The following is an 18,685-nucleotide window of genomic DNA, read 5'->3' as shown; positions in this document are numbered from 1 at the left end:
CTGTCGATCGGCCTTGGTCTAGAACCAATTGCAGGGGCGGGCAAGCAGCCTGCACGACCCTTTGCCACCTAGCGCCGCAACCGGCGGGCAAACCAGGTAAGAAGCAGGGGGCGGATGAGCGGCGCGAGCCGCGCCAGCGCAAAGAGCGTAGGCGAGAAAAACACTTCGCGCTCTCCGCGGTCGATGCCGACCCTGATTCGTTCGGCGACACGAACGGCTGGCCAGGGTTTGACCGTGCCCATGATCACCTCGGCCTCGCTCGGCCGGGTCAGCCGCTCGCGGTCGAGCTGCGGCGTTTCCGTATCCGGGGGATAGCAGATGCCGATCGTGATACCGAGCGGCGCCGCTTCGAAGGCGAGCGCCTCGGCAAAACCGCGCAGCCCGGATTTGGCAGCACAATAGGCGGCATAGCCTGGAATGCCGATCAATGCCGCGCCGGAGGAAACGAGCATGATGCGGCCCGCGCCCCGCGCAGCCATGCCGGCATAGACCGCGCGCACCGCATGAATGCAGCCTTGGAGATTGACCGCGATCTGCCGGTCGACGCTTGCCGCATCCTGCTCCAGGAAGCGGCCGGGCTCGACGATGCCGGCACTGGCAATCAGGATGTCGCAGGGGCCGAGGGCGGCCTCGCAGGCGGCCACGGCGCGGGCCAGGCCCTCGCCATCGGCCACATCCGCGCTTTCGACATGAAGGGAGGCCTGGGTGCCGAGGCTCAAGCGGGCTGCGTTCAGCGCATCGCGGCCACGCGCGATGAGCGAGATTCGGGCGCCCCTGGCGGCATAGAGCCGCGCCAGCGCCAGCCCGATGCCGCTGGAGCCGCCGGTGATGATGACATGCGGCGGGTGCGCGATCGGCGGGCGGGCGGGCATCAGAGCGTGCGGTCAGGACGCATGGCCACCCTCACCGGGTTGCCAGCATCTTCATCATCTGCTCGATATCCACCGAAGCCAGGCCGAAGTTGCGGTCGGTCAGCGCCTTCAGCTTCTCGGCCGTCAGCGCCACGGTCTGGCGGATCTGGTCCGCCGTGTGGTCGCTGGTGATGAAGAAGCGCAGCCGCGCCAGGCCTTCCGGCACGGCCGGGTGGATGATCGGCAGGGCGTTGACGCCCGCTGCCAGCAGATCGTTGGACAGCTGCACGGCGCGCAGCGAATCGCCCACCAGGACCGGCACCACGGAAAAGCCGGCCGAAAGCCCGGTATCGAGACCTGCTTCCTGCGCGAGCTTGAGGAAGAGCGCGCCGTTCTGGCGCAGGGCGGCTGCGCGCTCGGGCTCCCGCTCCAGAATGTCGAAGCTGGCGATGGCCGCTGCCGTCAGCACGGGCGCAAGGCCGACGCTGTAGACGAATCCGCCGGCCGAGGCCTTCATCACCGCCGCCAGCGCCGCGCTGCCGGCCACATAACCGCCGCAGCTCGACGTGGTCTTCGACAGTGTCCCCATCCAGATATCGACCTCATGCGGGTCGAAGCCGAAATGTTCGAACGTGCCGCGGCCGCGACGGCCGAGAATGCCGAGCGAATGCGCCTCGTCCACCATCAGCCAGAAGCCATATTCGGCCTTCAGCTTGAGAATGGCCGGCAGGTTGGCGACATCGCCATCCATGGAATAGACGCCCTCAACGATGACGAGGATGCGGCGATAGTCGCCAGCAACCGTGCGCAGCACGTTCTCCAGATCATTGGCGTCGTTGTGCTTGAACAGGCGGCGCGTGGCGCCGGAAAGCTTGATGCCGGCCAGCGCACTGTTGTGGATGAACTCGTCATGCACGACGAGATCCTTCGGCCCCAAGAGACAGCTGATCGCCGCGACATTGGTCAGATAGCCGCTGACGAAGCAGACCGCCGCATCGACGCCGTAGAACTGCGCGATGCGCTCTTCAAGCTCGGCATGGACCGGACGCTCGCCAGCCACCAGCCGGCTGGCCGAGGCCGAGATGCCGAAGGTCGTGATCGTGTCATGCGCCTGGGCCAGCACATGCGGATGTCGGTTCAGGCCCAGATAGTCGTAGGAGGCGAAGTTGATCAGCTTGCGGCCGTCGATCACCGTCGTCGCGCCGGCCGCCGTCTGGTGGGCACGGTAGAAGGGATTGGCGATGCCGAGCTGCTGGCTTGCTGCCTGCTGGGTCAGGACCTGCTTGTACTCCGGCAGATCCTCGAAGCTCTGCTGGCTGCGCCGCACGGGGGCCGGCACCTCCCGCTCGGAGCGGGCGATGCGGTTCCGTTCGGCCGATTGGTGCGCATTGCGCATGCGGTCGAGCAGGTTCTCCTTCGCGCGCGTGTTCATGCGCGGGCCGTCCGGCTGACCCTCATTGCTGTTCATTGGCTCGCCACTTTCTCCGCCGCGCTCGCCTGGTGGCGTTGCGCCAGCTCGTTCACGATCTTGTCCTCGCCGCCGTCGTCCTCCCCGCCCTGGTCGCGCTTGCTCACCTTTTCATAGAGCTTGCGCGCCACGTCGCCGACGGTCGTCGTGTCGGCCACGCCGGACAGCGGCATGTCGAAACCGGTATTCTGCTGGAAGCTGATCCCGAGTTCCACAGCCATGAGACTGTCGAGACCGATTTCCTTCAGCACCTTGTTTCGCGACACCGTATCCTTGGAAACGCGCAGGATTGCGGCAATCTCGCCGGCAACCAGATCGTAAAGCAGATCTTCCGCTTCCTGCGGCGATTTGCCCTCGATCATGGCGACGAGGTCCATCGTCTGGCCGTCGCCGCCGCTCGCATGCTGGTCGGCGCCGCGCAGCACGACGTCGAACAATGGCTGGCGGACGAGCGAGAGATTGCGCGCCGCCGCCCAGTCGAACTCGGAGAGCATGACGACGCCGGCATCGATGCTGCCGGGGTCGCTGGCCAGGATCGCTTCTACCTGCTCGAGCGCGGCCTGCGCCTTCAGGGCGGTCTTGCCGATACGCTTGGCGAGGATTTCGTTCACCTCGGCATTCTGGGTCAGGTAGCCGGCATCGGCAATTGCGCCGAAGCCGATGGCGAGCGCGGGAAGCCCTTCCGCGCGGCGTGCCCGCGCCTGGCCTTCGAGATAGCCGTTCGCCGCCACATAGTTCGATTGGCCGGGATTGCCGACCAGCGTCGTGGCGGAGGAGAAGAGGATGAAGTGCTCCAGGCTGTCGCCGCGCGTCAGCCGGTCGAGCACGCTTGCGCCCTTGGCCTTCACATCAATGACCGGCCGGTTGCGCGACGCGTCGAGATTGCTGATCAGCGCGTCGTCGAGCACCATCGCCGCATGGATGATCCCCTTGAGCGGCCCTGCCTGGCGCAGCGTCTCCAAAAGGGCGCCGGCCGCAGCCTCGTCGGTGACGTCGCAGGCATGCAGGGTCGTCGTGACGCCGAGCGTCTCCCAGCGGCTGATCGCGGCGAGCGTCGCGGCGTCGGCCTGGCCGCGTCGCGTGGCCAAGGCCAGACGGCGCGCACCGCGCTCCACCAGCCAGCCGGCTGCAGCGAGACCGAAGCCGCCGATGCCGCCGACGACAAGATGCACGCCCTCGCCATCCAGCGGCACCCGCTTGCGCGGCTGTTCGGCCACGCTGTCGCGGCCGGGCACCGGCGGCAGAACGATGATCTTGCCGATATGGCCGGCATTCTGCATCAGACGGAAGGCATTGCCGATCTCGTCATGCGCAAAGGCGCGATAGGGCAGCGGCACCAGCCGGCCTTCCTCGAACAGCTGGCCGACCTCGCTGAAGATCCGCTTGGTGAGAGCGGGCTGGCGCACCAGGAGCTGGTCCGCGTCGATGCCGAAATAGCTGACATTGCGGCGGAAGGGGCGCAGGCCGATCTTGCTGTCGGCGTAATAGTCGCGTTTGCCGAGTTCCAGGAAGCGGCCGAAGGGTTTGACGAGCGCCAGGCTCTGCTCCATCGCTTCCGCGAAGAGCGAGTTCAGCACCAGATCGACCCCCTCGCCCTGTGTCACGCGGCGCACATCCTCCACGAAGGAGAGAGTGCGCGAATCGAACACATGGTCGGCGCCGAGCATGGAAAGGAAGCGCCGCTTTTCGCGCGTGCCGGCGGTGGCGATCACCGTGGCACCGAAGAGCTTGGCCACCTGCAGTGCGGCAAGGCCGACACCGCCCGCCGCGCCATGGATCAGGATCGTTTCGCCCGCACGGATGCGGCCGAGCTCGACCATCGAATAATAGGCGGTCAGGAAGGCAACCGGCATGGTGGCGGCGGCGATCGGGCTCACCGTGTCCGGCAAACGCGCCACGCCTTCGCGCGCCACGACGGCATGGGTGGAGAAGGCGGCCGAGGCCATGGCCATGACCGAATCGCCAACAGAGAGGTCTTCCACCGCGCTGCCGACAGCGGCAACATGGCCGGAGAGCTCCATGCCGATCGTCGCGCCGGCAAAGCCGTCTTCCAGCGCTTCTTCCGGCAGCAGACCCATGGCCCACATCACGTCGCGGAAGTTGAGCCCCGTCGCCGCGACATGGACGACCACCTCGTTCGGGCCGGGCTGCGGCAAGGCGCAGGCTTCCCAGGCGATGGAATTGACCTGCGAGGCGACCCGCTGGCGGATCGTCGCGGCCTTGAAGGCCGTCGTGCTGCGAAGTCCCGCCTCGGCCGGGCCGGGCACGGCACGCAGTTCGAGCACCGTCCCATCCGCATCCACGGCCCATTCGCGATTGTCCTCCAGCCTGTGAAGCAGGCTGGTGGCAGCGGCCACGCTGCGCTTGGCGGCAGCCGGGGTGTCGAGCGCGCTGTCGAGCAGGATCACGTCGACGAGGTCATATTCGTTCTGCAGAACGCGGGCGAAGGTCCACAGGCCGGAATTGAGCGGCGAAAGCCCGCCCTTCGGCGCGCCGCCGGGGGCGACGATGACAAGGCGCGGCCGCTCCTCCGCTGCCGGCTCGACGCCGGCATGGTGGTGGCGGAGCACTTCGGCGAGCGCCGACAGCGCCATCACCCGCTGCTGCAGCGCGGACGAACCGGCATCTGCCGAGCCATCCGTTTCCGGCGAGAGATAGACGGCACGCAGCGCCCGGCCATGCAGCGCTTGCAGCGCGGCTGTCAGCTTTGTCTTGTCGGTCTCGAGGTCGCCGGTGAGCAGAAGCGGATGAGCCTCCGCGCCCGGAAGGCCGGTCGCGATGTTGCAGGATGCAAAGAGAAGCGGCAGAGCCCCAGCGGCATCGTCGGACGGATCGGTCAGCGCCGGCTGGGTCGTCTCGGCCCCGCGTGCTTCCAGCGCAATCACCGTGCCGTATGTCGTTTCACGGTCCTCGACGCTGATCGCGGTCAGGCCCAGATCGCCGAGGCACTTCTGCCACTGCGGCACGCTCGCCAGCCGGCCGATCGGGAATTCCGGGCTCTGGCTGCGGGCGAACCAGTCGTCGGTCAGCCCGAGCGTGAAGTCGCTGAAGACGGTGGGGGCTGGGATGACGGCCACCAGCGCCCCCTTGGCGCTCAGCCCGTTGCGTACCGCGCCGCGCAGCACCGTGTCCTCGTCCATCAACGGGAAGAAGCTGTCCGAGCCGCTGACGACGAGATCGATCGGGCCGATCGTCTTGAAGTCGTCCTTCTTGAGCACCCGCACCTGGGCGTCCTGCTCGAAGGTCAGTTCGAGGTTGCGCTGCGCATTTTCGCGCGGCTCGACCAGGGTCAGCACGGCATCATGCGCGGCGGCAAGTGCCGCGAGGCGCCGGGTGAAGGCGGGCGAGACGGTGCCGAGCTCGACGATGCGCAGTCCCTTGCCGCTCGCCGCGGAAAGCGCCTTTTCGACGGCCTGGAGAAGCGCGGACATCCGCTCCTCGGTTGCGGCCGAATGAACCGACTGATGGTCGAGTGTCGCTTCGCTGATGAAGGCCGGGCGACGGATCGCGCTGTCGTCCTCCGCAAGACCGCTCTCGGCGGCAAGCGAATGAGCCAGTCGGTCCAGCGCTTCCGCATAGGCATTGTTGATCAGCACGGCCTCGACCGCGCGACCGCTGGCTTCGCCGATCAGCTCCTTCAGGATCTCGCTCACCGGCGGCAGCGAGAACTCGTCGGCGATCGTCCAGCCGCCCGCCTTCTGTTCCGCCAGGCCGGCATCTTCCAGCACGATCAGGCAGTTGGTCAGGAAGCAACGGAAGGCGAAATCGCCGGGCAGCGCCCGCGTATCCACCCGTGTTCCGCCCTTGGCCAGGCGCAGCGCGATCTCGTGGCAGGCACGGTAGACGGCGGCATTGAAGAGCAGCGTGGTGTTGTCGATGCCTTCGCCGGCATCGGCGGGCAGGAGCGGCGCCGGCAGTGCCGGCAGGGTGGCCGCGCCGACGAGGCTGCGGTTGGACCGCACGGTCTCGTAATGGAAGGACAGCATGTCCAGCGTCTTGTGCTGGCGCAGATAGGTCCGGCGGAAGCGGCAGTCGTCGAAGGCGGCGATCAGCGTGCCGCCCCGGCCGAAGAAGCGGAACTTCGCCTTGATCGAGTTCGGGCTGACACGCTCGATCTCGGCCACGGCCCGCTCGATCGTCTGCCCGGCTGCCGCCAGGCGCACCGAGCCGAAGCGTACGGGAATATAGGGCGCGCCGCCCATTTCGCCGGTGAAGCGATCGAACAGGGCCACGAGCCCATGGAAGGTCGCATCGACGGAGATCGGGTTCAGGCTGTAGCTGACGAAGGGGTGGCCGGGAACGGACGGCGCCTTCAGCTCGACATCGATGAAGCGGTCGCCATAGGCCACAGCCTTGGTCATCAGCTGGAAGTCGGGGCCATAATCGAGGCCGAACTGCCGTGCGGTCTCGTAGGCTTTGGGAGCCAGAACCGTCGCGGTCCGCGCCAGGCCCACGAAGGAGGGCTTCACCTGATCTTCCGCATGCGCCACCGGCTTGCGGCTGCGGGCAACCGCATTCACCGCCCAGTCATCTTCCGAAAGCCGCTCGCGCGAGCGGATTTCGATATCGCCCGTTTCCGGCGAGAAGATCACGGACAGTTCCATGATGCGGCTGTCGCTCAATTCGAGCGGACGGACGATTTCGAGATTGGTGATTTCGACCGTATCCACGCCATGGAACTGGCGGGCTGCCGAAAGGGCGATCTCGATGAAGCCGCTGCCGGGCAGGATCGGCTTGCCGTCCACCACGTGCTGGGCGAGATCGGGGAAGAGATGCCCGTCGATATGGTTCTTCCAGCTGCCGCTGTTGAGGTCCGTCCGCCAGCCGGCCAGTGTATAGGGCGTGCGCGAACCGCGGCCGAAAAGATCGGCGGCATCGCTGGTGGCGGCCGGACGCAGTTCGGACGGCTCGAAGGGCAGGGTCGGCAGGCGCACGAAGGCATTGCGGCGGCCGAAGAGCCGGCCTTCTTCGAAGATCGCCCCGTGGGCAATGGCCCGCGCCATGGAGCGCGAGACCGGGTCGATGCCCTTTTCTCCGGCATCGCGCAGCAGTGTGGGAATGACCTGTCCGGGCGCGGCCGCCTGCTTCACCGTTTCCTTCAGATAGGAGGACAGGATCGGGCGCGGCGAGATTTCGATGAACAGCGAGCAGCCCATGGCGATCGCCGCCTCCGTGGCCGCCTGGAAGCGGACGGGCTCGCGAACATTCTTCCACCAATAGTCCGAATCAAGGCTCGCCCCGTCCAGCCGGTCGCCGGTCACGGTCGACAGGAAGGCGATCTCGGTGCTGCGCGGCGAGAGTGTCGGGATATCGGCCAGAAACGCCTTCTTCGCCTGATCGATGATCGGGTGATGGAAGGGATAGTTGATGTCGAGGATCTGTGCCGGGATCTTGGCCTTGCGGGCCGCGTCGCGGAAGGCGGACACTTCCGGCGCCGGGCCGGAGATCGTCACGGAATTATGCGCGTTGACCGCCGCGATGCAGACCGAATCGAGACCGCGGGCGCGGGCGAAGTCGCGCGCGGCATCTTCGCCGATCATCACGGCCGCCATCGTGCCCTGGCCGGCCAGGAGATCCTGGTGCAGCGAGCGCTTGGCAACGATGGCCACCGCATCCACCAGGGATAGCGCGCCGGCCGCATAGGCCGCAGCGATTTCGCCGACCGAATGGCCGAAGACGGCGGCGGGCTTCACGCCCATGGCGACCAGCGAATCCGACAGGGCCGCCTGCACGGCAAAGAGAAGGGGCTGGGCGATCTTGGTGTCGGCCAGCTTGCGGTCGAGCTCGGGGTCGTTCAGCAGCTCGATCAGGTCGAGCTCGGAGTGGAAGCGGAACAGGGCCGCAACCGAGGTATAGCACTGGCGGAAGTGCAGGTTTTCGCGGAAGGCATCCGCGCCCATGCCGGCCCACTGCGAGCCGTTGCCGGAGAAGACGAAGGCAACCTTGGCGTCCTTGGCTCCCGCTTCGCCGACCTCGCCGATATCGGAGGCCGGCTTCTCGAGATGGGCGGCGATGGCGCGGACGATGTCGTCCGGGTTTTCGCTGCGCGCCACGAAGCGATGCCGCATGCGGCTGCGGTTGGCGCCCGAGGCGGAGATGATAGCGCGCGCTTCTTCCTTCGACGTCTTGGCAAAGGCCGAGCGGTAGGATTTCAGCAAGCCTTCCAGGCTTGCCGCCGTGTGGGCGCTCGCCATGAAGACATGGCTGGTAGCGCTGTTGCGGGCGCGATCCTCAACCGGATCCGGGTCGGAAATGACCACATGCGCATTGGCGCCGCCGAAGCCGAAGGAGTTGATGCCCGCGAGCCGCGCGCGCTTGCCGCGCAGCAGCTCGATCGGATTGGCCGTGACGCGGACGTTGAGCCCTTCGAAATCGATGTTCTCGTTCGGCGTCTCGAAATGCAGCGAGGCGGGGAGATAATTGTTCTCCAGCGCCATCACCGCCTTCAGCATGCCGAACAGGCCGGAGGCCGGCTCGGTATGGCCGATATTGGACTTGATCGAGCCGATCGGCACCGGCGCATGGCGCCGCGCACCGATCACGGTCCCGATCGACCAGACTTCGGCGGGGTCGCCGACCTTGGTGCCGGTGCCATGGCCTTCTACGAAAGCAACCTGGTTGGCGTCGAGATTGTTGCCTTCATAGATGTCGCGCAGCAGATGGGCCTGCGACTCGCGCGAGGGGAGCGAGATGCCGTTGGTGCGGCCGGCCGAGTTCACGCCGGAGGCGATGATCTTGGCGTAGCTGCGGTCCTTCTCCTGCTTTGCCCGCTCGGAGCGGCGCAGCACGAAAACCACGCCGCCTTCGGCGCGCACATAGCCGGCGCCGTCATTGTCATAGGCGCGGCACAGGCCTTCCGGCGACAGCATGCGGGCCTGCGCAAAGCCGACGAAGGGCAACGGGTGGGCGAGAATATTGACGCCGCCGACGATCGCGGTCTCGATCTCGCCGGTCTCCAGCGCGCGCATGGCCTGGTCCAGCGCCACGAGCGAGGAGGAACAGGCCGTGTCAACCGTCATCGACGGGCCGGACAGGCCGAAGATATGCGAGATGCGGTTGGACACGATCGACAGCGTGTTGCCGGTCATGAAATAGGGGCCGGCCGCTGCCGGGTCTTCCACCGTCAGGTTGGCATGGTCGAGGCTGGAGGCGCCGATATAGACGCCGACCTTCTCGCCCTGCAGCGCCGAGATCGAAAGATTGGCATCCTCGATGGCGCGATAGGCGAGCTGCAGCAGTACACGCTGCTGCGGGTCCATATGCATGGCCTCGCGCTGCGACATGCCGAACACGCCGGGATCGAAGTCGTAGATGCTGTCCAGCACGCCGGCCGCGAAGGAATAGGTCTTGCCGGGATTGCCGATAACCGGATGCCAGAAGCGTGCAAGATCCCAGCGATCCGCCGGGATCCGCGTGACCATGCATTTTCCCTGCCGCAGGAGGCGGAAGAGAGCCTGGGGGGAATCAGCGCCGGGTGCGACACAGGCGCGCCCTATGATGTCTGCTGTCATATGTACCGAACGCTCTGAACTGGTCTAGGGGTTGCTCTGCCAATTGCATTGGCGACGTCAAAAATCAATCGGAACTTCCACACGGCAGCCCTGCGTGGCTACCTGTGGCAATTATGATGCCGCTTTGCCATGCAACATCGGGGATGCCAACGATGTCTTTGAGCATGCCGGCGCCTTCAAGCGAAAACAATTACCGCAACAAAGCGTAACGCTTGTGAGCAAAATGTAAGCCAATCCGTACATTTACGTACGATTTGCCGCCGATAAGCCCTGCAATTCACCAAGGTGTACTGTGACGAGCTTCGTCTTTGCTCGGTAAGGCTGCGCCATTGCGGCGAAATCGGACAGGCCCGCCTGGAACCTTGGTGCGGCTTCCTTCGTTTCTTAACCCGGTAAAGTTGATTCCACTATGGGAGATACCATCATGCCACAGGGTGACAAATCTGCCTATACGGACAAGCAGAAGCGGAAAGCTGCCCATATAGAAGCCGGATATGAAGAGCGCGGCCTGCCGGAGCAGGAGGCCGAGCGCCGGGCCTGGGCAACTGTGAACAAGGAAAGCGGCGGCGGCAACAAATCGGGATCCGGCCGGGGAAAGCCGGAGACACATGAGGCCTCGAAGAAGGGCGGTGAGAAGGGCGGGAAGGCTTCTGCAGGGCGCAGCGCTGCGCAGCGGTCGGCCTCTGCCAAGAAAGCGGCCGCCACCCGCAAGCGCAACGAAAGCCACGCGTCGCACGGATGACAGGCGCCAAGGACCCACGGCAATGGCGATTCGAGCCGGACGGCGCGATGCCCAACAACCCGCATCTTGCTGTGCTTCTCTACCAGCATGCCTTGCCGGAGAATGATCCGGCAGGCGCTCTCGAAAGGCTTTTCTCGGCGCATGGCTGGGAGGGGACCTGGCGAAACGGCGTGTTCCGATACCACCACTACCACAGTGGCGCGCACGAGGTGCTGGGCGTCGCACGGGGGTCGGCCGAGCTGCTGATCGGCGGGGAGGGCGGTGCGCGCCTGTCTGTCCGTGCGGGTGATATCCTGGTTCTTCCCGCTGGCACCGGCCACAAGAATCTCGGCAACTCCGACGACTTCCTGATCGTCGGAGCCTATCCGCCCGGCCAGCACGCCGAGATCGAGACCGGCCCGGCCGGCGAAGCGGAGCGAAGGCGCATCGCTCAGCTGCCGCTGCCGCAGACAGACCCGGTGGAGGGGCGGACCGGGCCGCTGCTCCGCCTGTGGCGCGCCGATACGTCCCAACTCGAGGACGGACGGTCCTAGATCGTCACCTGCTCGCCCAGTTCCACCACGCGGTTGGCAGGCAGGCGGAAATAGTCGGATGGGTCGATGCCGATGCCGGAGAGCGCGATATAGAGCTTGTCCTGCCAGTTCGGCAGGCCGGAATTGGGGTCGCTGATCAGGTTGCGCCGGCCGACATAGAACGAGGTCTGCATGATTTCGAACTTGAAGCCGGCCTTCTTGCAGAGCGCCAGCGCCTTGGAGACATTCTGGTCGTCCATGAAGCCGAAGGTGATCTCCAGCCGGATGAAGCGCTCGGACAGGCGCGTCAGTTCGATCCGCTTGGCCGGCGGCACATAGGGCACATCCGCCGTCTTGATCGTCAGCACCACATTCTGCTCGTGCAGCACATGATTGTGCTTGATGTTGTGCAGAAGAACGGCCGGCGTCTTGTCGGGAACGCTGGTCAGGAACACGGCCGTGCCGGGGACGGCAGCGGGGGCATGGTCGGACTTCTTCTCGATCGAGGCGATGAAGGTAGCGAGTGGAATATCATTCCTTGCCGTTTTCTCGCGCAGGATCAGCGAGCCGCGCCGCCAGGTCCACATGATGATCATGATCGCCGCCGCCAGCAGAACCGGCACCCAGCCGCCATCGTGGATCTTCAGCAGATTGGCGCCGAGGAACACCACCTCGAGCAGCAGCAGCGGCAGGAGGACGGCGGCGGAGGCGATCGCGCTCCAGCCCCAGACGGAGCGCAGGAACTGGAAGGCCATCAGCGTCGTCACCACCATCGCCCCGGTCACCGAGATGCCATAGGCGGTGGCGAGAGATTCCGAATCGCCGAAGGTGAAGATCAGCACCATGACGCCAATGAAGAGCAGCGTGTTGACCGCCGGCACATAGATCTGTCCGGTGTTCGTCTCGGAGGTGAAGGTGATCTGCAGCCGCGGCAGGAAGCCGAGATGGACCGCCTGGCGGGCGAGCGAGAAGGCACCGGTGATGACCGCCTGGCTGGCGATGATCGTCGCCGCGGTCGCCAGGATGACGATCGGCAGCAGCGCCCAGTCGGGATACATCAGATAGAAGGGATTCTCCGCCGCCTCGCGATGGGCGAGCACGAAGGCCCCCTGGCCGAGATAGTTGAGCGCCAGGGAGGGGAAGACCAGAATGAACCAGGCCCATTGAATGGGCTTGCGCCCGAAATGGCCGAGATCGGCGTAAAGCGCCTCCGCCCCGGTGACGGTCAGGAACACGGCGCCGAGAACGACGAGACCCACGAAGCCGGCATGGGTAATGAACCACAGGGCGTTCAACGGATTGAGGGCCTGGAGAATGGTGTAGTCGTCCCCGATATGAAGCAGGCCGCCCCAGGCCATGGCCAGAAACCAGAGCACGGTGATCGGGCCGAAGAAGTTGGAGACGGCTGCCGTGCCGCGCGACTGGACGACGAAGAGCAGAACCATGATCGCCGCCGAGATCGGCAGCACATAATCGCCCAGCGCCGGCGTCACCAGCTTCAGCCCTTCCACCGCCGACATGACCGACAGGGCCGGCGTGATCATCGCATCGCCGATGAACAGCGCTGCGCCGATGATGCCGGCGAAGAACAGGACCGGCATATAGCGCCCGGTGCGCTTCATCAGCAGCGCCAGCAGAGACAGCGTCCCGCCTTCGCCGTCATTGTCGGCGCGCAGCAGGAACAGCACATATTTGAAGGTGACGATGATGGTCAGCGTCCAGACCATCAGCGAGATCAGCCCCACCACCTCGTCATGGCTGACGCCATCATGCGAGAAGGGGCGCAGCGCCTCGCGGAAGGCATAAAGCGGGCTCGTGCCGATATCACCATAAACGACGCCGATCGAGCCCAGCAGGAGAACGAGAAATTTCGGCCTGCCGGCGGGATCCCGCGCAGAATGGTCGGCGGTGGCGGTCATGGCGTCTGGCTGGTCCTCTGTGGGGTATCATGCACGTCGACTGGCAACGATCAACATCCGCCCCCATGTGGCAGATGTTGAGGGGAAGCACTGGCCAGACTGCCGCCGGTAAGCGGCGCCCAGCTGTCGATCGATACAGGGAATGCTCATGGTAGATCAAGCGAGCATTCCTGTCGCCCTCATCACCTTTCCGACGGCGTGAGGCCAGAGATTCGAGAACCCCATGGTGCTACCGGGCGCCGGGGTCCTTGTCGTTGGGATCTCACGCGGCCTGGACAAGGCCTCGGGCTCATGAGGCTGCATGGGGCGATGCAGCCTCATCGGCCGCCATCAGTCGGATCCGAACAGATCCCGCGTATAGACTTTTTCGCCGACATCCTTGAGTTCCGGCGCAAAGCGGTTGGCGACGATGACGTCGCAGGTCTGCTTGAAGGTTTCGAGGTCGCGGATCAGCGGAGAGTTGAAGAAGTCGTCTCCCGACAGCGCCGGTTCGAAAACCACGACCTCGACACCTTTGGCCTTGATGCGCTTCATGATGCCCTGGATCGAGGAGTCGCGGAAATTGTCCGAGCCCGCCTTCATCACCAGGCGGTAGACGCCGACGCGCTTGGGCTTGCGGCGCAGGATACTGTCGGCGATGAAGTCCTTGCGTGTGGTGTTGGCCGAAACGATCGCGCCGATCAGCGACTGCGGAACCTGGTGATAGTTGGCAAGCAGCTGCTTCGTATCCTTCGGCAGGCAATACCCGCCATAGCCGAAGGATGGGTTGTTGTAGTGCGTGCCGATGCGTGGATCGAGGCCGACACCGTCGATGATCTGGCGGGCATTCAGCCCGTGGCTCTCCGCATAGGTGTCGAGCTCGTTGAAATAGGCAACGCGCATGGCGAGATAGGTGTTGGAGAAGAGCTTGATCGCTTCCGCTTCGCTGGAATCGGTCAGAAGGACCTTGATGTCCTTTTTCTGCGCACCCTCGACCAGCATGTCGGCAAACACACGCGCCCGTTCCGACTGCTCGCCGACGACGATGCGGGAGGGGTGCAGGTTGTCGTAGAGCGCCTTGCCTTCGCGCAGGAATTCCGGCGAGAAGATGATGTTGTCGCGGCCGAGCTGTTCGCGCAGGCCCTGCGTATACCCGACCGGAATGGTCGACTTGATGACGATCGTCGCCGCCGGGTTGATCCGGTTGACCTCGTTGATCGCCGCTTCGACCGAGCGCGTGTCGAAATGGTTGGTCACGGGATCATAATTGGTCGGCGTGGCGATGATGACATAGTCTGCACCACTATAGGCTTCTTCGGTGCTGTTGGTGGCGGTGAAATTGAGCTTGCGCGTCAGGAACTCGGAAACTTCCGCATCGATGATCGGAGATCGACCTTCATTCAGCATGGCAACCCTGCTCGGGTTGATATCGAAGGCCTTTACCTCGTGATGCTGCGCGAGAAGAAGCGCATTCGAAATGCCGACATAACCGAGTCCGGCAACTGCTACTTTCATCATCTGTCTCATAAACCCCAGGCTGGCTCGAAGGTGTTTCGAACCCGCCGATGTCAATCTGGTTGCTTTGCCTTACAGTAGCGCCTCGTTCGGTGCGCGTCATATCGAAAAGAGGAGAGTGGCAGCACAGCTCTCAGAAGACGCATGCCGGCTTCGCCACCTTTTCCGCGGCAGCCGTCGTGCCCGCAACAGGGTGATCAGGTCGAACAGACGGACCGTTCTGGACATGGCGGGCAATGGCTCCGGCGTTGCGCCACCCGTCTGGCATTTGGGTCGGCGACAAGGCGAGGCCTTTCGATCCGCACCCGCGGCGGCGCCCGGTTACGGCGCTGCCTTTTCGTTCGAGAGGGGGCGGCTGTCCATGAAGGCTATCGAGCAACCGCCTTCCGGCTCGTGGCCTTGGGCGGCAGGCGAAGACCACAGGCCCCGCCCGGAGGGCTGGAAAGCCTGTGGTCGTGTTGCGGTCGCCCGTCAGAGAACGCGGCCTGGCGTCGCCTCGGGAGCTGCGCCAGGGGCTGCAGGGGTCTGCGGCGCGTCTGGGGCCGGCAATCCGTCGCCCGGCAGCGGCCCGGCTCGTTCCGGGCCAAGGGCGGCAGGGCCACCCGCGTCGGGACCACCGAGGTCGGGGCCACCGGCATCCGGGCCATCAGCGCCGGGGCCTGCCTGGTCGGGTCCGGCCCGGTCGGGTCTGGCCGGGTCGGGTCTGGCCAGGTCGGGTCCGCCCTTCGGGCCGTCATGCTTGGGCCCGTGCTTCGGCCCATGCGGGCCGTGCTTGGGACCGGGGCCCTCATCGCCAGGGCCGCGCGGCGGGCCGCCCGCCGGGCCAATCGCTTCGGTGCGGCCATCGGCATAGACGATGTAGCTCGCCTTCAGGAAGCCATCGTCGAAGCGGCCCTGGACGGTGACGGGCTGATCCTTGGCAACCAGCTTGCCGCCTTCGCCCGCGCGACCGGTTTCCACCAGCATGCGGCCCGTCTGGTCCTGCAGCACGAACTTGTTGCCGAAGATTTCCGCCACCGTGCCCTTGATGGTGACGAGCGAGTCCTGCGGGAGGGCGGAGATTGCCACGGGGGTCAGCGGCGCCATCTCCACCTGCGGGCCCATCAGCTTCACCGCGCCGGCGCCGCCGGCCACGCCCAGCGCCAGGACCGCGATGGCGGCGACGCCGGCCAAAGTCCGGCGCGGCAGGTGCGGACCCTTTGGCCCTTTCGGCGCTGCGTTCGGGGTTTCGTCGTTTCCTGTGTGCATGTCGGTCATGAGAGGCGTCTCCTTAAAGGGTGGCGGAGTGATTTCCGCCGCCATGACCAGACGTCTAGCAAGACCCGCCCGGCAGCCCGCTGAACCCTGCGGTTCAGATTGAGTTCAGCCATCCGGCCTATAGGAACGGGGATCGTGGGGCGGGACGGCCGGTCAGAGCCCTTGTCCGGCGCGCTGTCGCGCTTAGCTCCGCTTTTTCAGGCGCATCACGCGCCCAGTCTTTCCGGGAGTGCGTCATGCGGGTTCTGCTTGTTGAAGATGACGAGGATCTGGCCCAGCGAATCGCGGCAGCGCTCCGGGCGGAGAAATTCGTGGTCGATCTCGCCCGCAATGGCGAGGACGCGCTGCATCTCGGCACGACCGAGCTTTTCGACGTCGCCGTCCTCGATCTCGGCCTTCCCAAGCTCGACGGGGTTTCCGTCTTGAAGGGCTGGCGGGAGGAGGGGCGCACCCTGCCGGTTCTCGTTCTCACGGCGCGGGACGGCTGGCCGGACAAGGTGGCGAGCTTTCGGGCCGGGGCGGACGATTTTCTGGGGAAGCCGTTCCGGGTCGAGGAACTCGTGCTGCGGCTGCGGGCGCTGATCCGCCGGGCCGCGGGCCATGCCGCCGCGCGCGTCGCCTGCGGGCCGCTGACGTTCGACGCCCAGCTCGGCACCTTCGAGCGTGACGGCTTTCCGCTGAAACTCACCGCGCTCGAGCATCGCGTTCTCTCTTGTCTGATCCTGCGGGCCGAAATGGTGGTCGAGCGACGCGACCTGATCGAGCGGGTCTATGAGGGCGATGTCGAGACCGATTCCAACTCGATCGAGGTCATCATCGCCCGTCTGCGCAAGAAGATCGGCGCCGAGCGGATCGAGACCGTCCGCGGTCGCGGCTACCGACTGACGGCGGGGGAAAAATAAGCGATGGAGAGCACATCCCGCACCGGCTCGATCGCCCGCCGTCTGCTGGTCTTTTCGGCCGTCTTTGTCAGCGCGGCGCTTGTCGTCGCGGTTCTCATCCTCTGGCTCGTCATGCAGACGGTGATGCGGGAGGAGTTCGACCGGCGGCTGGACAGCCAGATTGATGCGCTGCACGCGGCCCTGCTGATTGCTGCCGATGGAGGACTTAGCCTTTCGGTGCCCCTCGACGGGCCGCCCTTCGACCGGCCGCGCTCCGGCTGGGCTTGGCAGATCGAAACGGCGGAGGCCGATCTCGCCTCGCGCTCGCTCGGGACGCGTCGCCTAAATCTCGCCAGTGTCGTCGCGCAGCAGCGGGCGGAGGAGGGCCGTCGAGGGGTCGCACGCGCGCCGAGCGGCCCAGGCGGCGGGCCGGGCGATGCGCCCGGTCGTCCGCGTGCCGCCGATCTCGACCAGCCAGGCGGCAGCCTGCATCTGCGGTTCGCCACCCGCATGGTCGATAACCGCCTGGTGACGATCGCCGCCGCCGCCCCGCAATGGGCGCTGCGCGAACCGGCGGTGCGGGCGATCACCTGGCTTGCGCCCTGCATGCTGGCGCTCGGTCTCGTGCTGCTGGCCGGCACGGCGGCGCAGGTGCGCTACGGCCTGCGCCCGCTGCGGGCCATGGCGCGCGATCTGGAAGCCGTGGGCGAGGGACGGATCGAGCGTCTTCCCGACCCGGTCGTGACCGAGCTGCGCCCGCTCGCATCGAAGACCAACGCGCTTCTGGCACAGAACGAGGAGCGACTGTCCGCCACCCGGCTGCATTTCGCCAATCTCGCCCATGCCCTGAAGACGCCGGTCGCAAGCCTCAGCCTGGCGCTCGGCGCGGCGAATGATCCGGACGGCGCGCTGCGCGGCCTTGTTGGGCGGATCGACCACCGCATCCGCCATCACCTGGCCGCTGCCCGCCGCGCCATGGGCGGCGGCGAGGGCGTGCGGACGGCGCTGGATGCTCCGATCAGGGAGCTCGCCGCCATCATGACCCGCCTTCATGCAGATAGGCCACTCACCGTTTCGATCGGCGGGACGCACGGGCTGTCGGTTGCCTGCGATGAGAAGGATGTCGAAGAAATGCTCGGCAATCTCATCGACAACGCCTTCAAATGGGCAGGCAGCCGCATCGAGATCGCCGCTCAGGTCTCGGGTCGCATGGTGGAGATCTCCATCGCCGATGATGGCCCCGGCATTCCGCCGGCGCGGCGCGAGGCCGTTCTCCTGCCCGGTATACGCGAGGACGAGCGCATCCAGGGACACGGCTTCGGCCTGACCATCGTCAAGGAGCTTGCCGATCTCTATGGCGGGCGCCTCAGCCTGTCGGATGCGACCCCGGATGGACGAGGCCTGAAGGCCAGCTTGATGCTGCCGCTCGCGAGGGGCTAGCGCCAGTCCGGTGGATTAGGGTGGGGCCGGACCCTGTCCCTGGGTCTGCTTTCCCAAAGTGTCCGACGCGAAAACGAGCTTGCATCGGCTGGACATGCTCCGCGGCTGCCGCTCAGTCCTGTCTTCGCTGCCAGCGATAGATGGCGACGGCCAGCAGGAAGCAGACGATGGCGGTCGGCCAGAAGTCGGTCATCTGGTCAAAGGACCAGCGCCACATCTTGTAGGCGTCCAGATGCGGCGGTGCCAAGTGGACGCTGACTTCGTAATCGCGCTTTTCCCGCCCATGGAAATGCCCAGCCGCAAACGCGATCCCCATCAGCACGGCGATCCGCCGCTCGAAGACCAGGCAGAAGAACAGGCCGACCACCGCTGCGATGCAGAGCGCTTCAACGATGTGGCCGAGCCAGTCGAAATTGGCCTGGATGTAGGTCCAGTCGATCATGGCGGTCCTCGATCTTCCTCTTGACGCGCTCCGCTTGTCTCCCGTCCGCCCGGATGCAGGCAGGTTTATGGCGCGCTGCCCGGATAGGCAAGAAACACAAAGGTTTGCTCCATATGCTCAAAAAAGAGTCAAATTACTCCCTGTTGTATGCAATGATATGTGTCCGTA

Annotated in this window: 10 protein-coding genes and 1 pseudogene; 4 read left to right on the top strand and 7 right to left on the bottom strand. The window is 65.7% G+C overall.

The genetic code is table 11. The annotated features are described in order from the left end of the window. Positions 1-68: 68 nt before the first annotated feature. From U8330_RS15810 to U8330_RS15800, 3 genes are read right to left on the bottom strand one after another with little or no spacing between them, the layout of a single operon-like run. Complete coding sequence (locus U8330_RS15810; RefSeq protein ID WP_323106206.1) at positions 69-872, bottom strand: SDR family NAD(P)-dependent oxidoreductase; 804 nt, start codon at positions 870-872, stop codon at positions 69-71. 31 nt (positions 873-903) lie between these two features. Continuing rightward, positions 904-2,319 carry an aminotransferase class I/II-fold pyridoxal phosphate-dependent enzyme gene (locus U8330_RS15805; protein WP_323106205.1) on the bottom strand — a complete coding sequence of 472 codons (1,416 nt, stop codon included), beginning with the start codon at positions 2,317-2,319 and terminating at the stop codon, positions 904-906. After that, entirely contained in the window at positions 2,316-9,830 is a 7,515-nt protein-coding gene (locus U8330_RS15800) for a type I polyketide synthase (protein ID WP_323106204.1), read from the bottom strand. The genes U8330_RS15805 and U8330_RS15800 overlap by 4 nt, the downstream gene beginning before the upstream one ends. A 424-nt stretch (positions 9,831-10,254) precedes the next feature. On the opposite strand from U8330_RS15800, the gene U8330_RS15795 reads away from it, so the two are divergent. Both U8330_RS15795 and U8330_RS15790 read left to right on the top strand, forming a co-directional pair. After that, entirely contained in the window at positions 10,255-10,572 is a 318-nt protein-coding gene (locus U8330_RS15795) for a plasmid stabilization protein (RefSeq protein ID WP_323106203.1), read from the top strand. 47 nt (positions 10,573-10,619) lie between these two features. Continuing rightward, positions 10,620-11,105, top strand: coding sequence for a cupin (locus U8330_RS15790; protein WP_323106202.1), 486 nt, complete (start codon positions 10,620-10,622; stop codon positions 11,103-11,105). On the opposite strand, the gene U8330_RS15785 is transcribed toward U8330_RS15790, so the two are convergent. The 3 genes and pseudogenes from U8330_RS15785 to U8330_RS15775 all read right to left on the bottom strand — a co-directional run. After that, positions 11,102-13,003: a potassium transporter Kup gene (locus U8330_RS15785; protein WP_323106201.1), complete on the bottom strand. Its 1,902-nt coding sequence runs from the start codon at positions 13,001-13,003 to the stop codon at positions 11,102-11,104. The genes U8330_RS15790 and U8330_RS15785 overlap by 4 nt on opposite strands. A gap of 330 nt (positions 13,004-13,333) precedes the next feature. Beyond that, complete coding sequence (locus U8330_RS15780) at positions 13,334-14,500, bottom strand: nucleotide sugar dehydrogenase (RefSeq protein ID WP_416236868.1); 1,167 nt, start codon at positions 14,498-14,500, stop codon at positions 13,334-13,336. 801 nt (positions 14,501-15,301) lie between these two features. Then, a pseudogene (locus U8330_RS15775) lies at positions 15,302-15,745 on the bottom strand (hypothetical protein); the annotation flags it as partial. 245 nt (positions 15,746-15,990) lie between these two features. Between U8330_RS15775 and U8330_RS15770 the strand changes: the two are divergent. Together U8330_RS15770 and U8330_RS15765 are read left to right on the top strand one after the other, a co-directional pair. Further along, a complete protein-coding gene (locus U8330_RS15770; protein WP_323106200.1) occupies positions 15,991-16,656 on the top strand; it encodes a response regulator transcription factor in 666 nt (221 codons plus the stop codon). Positions 16,657-16,659: 3 nt separating this feature from the next. Then, positions 16,660-18,075 (top strand): HAMP domain-containing sensor histidine kinase, encoded by a 1,416-nt coding sequence (locus U8330_RS15765; protein ID WP_323106199.1) that lies wholly within the window; start codon positions 16,660-16,662, stop codon positions 18,073-18,075. Positions 18,076-18,187: 112 nt separating this feature from the next. On the opposite strand, the gene U8330_RS15760 is transcribed toward U8330_RS15765, so the two are convergent. Further along, entirely contained in the window at positions 18,188-18,517 is a 330-nt protein-coding gene (locus U8330_RS15760; protein WP_323106198.1) for a hypothetical protein, read from the bottom strand. Between the last annotated feature and the right edge of the window lie 168 nt (positions 18,518-18,685).

The organism is Rhizobium sp. CC-YZS058, from assembly GCF_034720595.1.
Lineage (GTDB): Bacteria > Pseudomonadota > Alphaproteobacteria > Rhizobiales > Rhizobiaceae > Ferranicluibacter.
This window is presented reverse-complemented; position numbering and strand designations above follow the sequence as displayed.

Bases quoted from the DNA above. Each gene is read 5' to 3' on its own strand.
- U8330_RS15770 (WP_323106200.1), top strand. From the start codon at position 15,991: ATGCGGGTTCTGCTTGTTGAAGATGACGAGGATCTGGCCCAGCGAATC.
- U8330_RS15805 (WP_323106205.1), bottom strand. From the start codon at position 2,319: ATGAACAGCAATGAGGGTCAGCCGGACGGCCCGCGCATGAACACGCGC.
- U8330_RS15790 (WP_323106202.1), top strand. From the start codon at position 10,620: ATGCCCAACAACCCGCATCTTGCTGTGCTTCTCTACCAGCATGCCTTG.
- U8330_RS15795 (WP_323106203.1), top strand. From the start codon at position 10,255: ATGCCACAGGGTGACAAATCTGCCTATACGGACAAGCAGAAGCGGAAA.
- U8330_RS15810 (WP_323106206.1), bottom strand. From the start codon at position 872: ATGCCCGCCCGCCCGCCGATCGCGCACCCGCCGCATGTCATCATCACC.
- U8330_RS15765 (WP_323106199.1), top strand. From the start codon at position 16,660: ATGGAGAGCACATCCCGCACCGGCTCGATCGCCCGCCGTCTGCTGGTC.
- U8330_RS15785 (WP_323106201.1), bottom strand. From the start codon at position 13,003: ATGACCGCCACCGCCGACCATTCTGCGCGGGATCCCGCCGGCAGGCCG.
- U8330_RS15760 (WP_323106198.1), bottom strand. From the start codon at position 18,517: ATGATCGACTGGACCTACATCCAGGCCAATTTCGACTGGCTCGGCCAC.
- U8330_RS15780 (WP_416236868.1), bottom strand. From the start codon at position 14,500: ATGATGAAAGTAGCAGTTGCCGGACTCGGTTATGTCGGCATTTCGAAT.
- U8330_RS15800 (WP_323106204.1), bottom strand. From the start codon at position 9,830: ATGACAGCAGACATCATAGGGCGCGCCTGTGTCGCACCCGGCGCTGAT.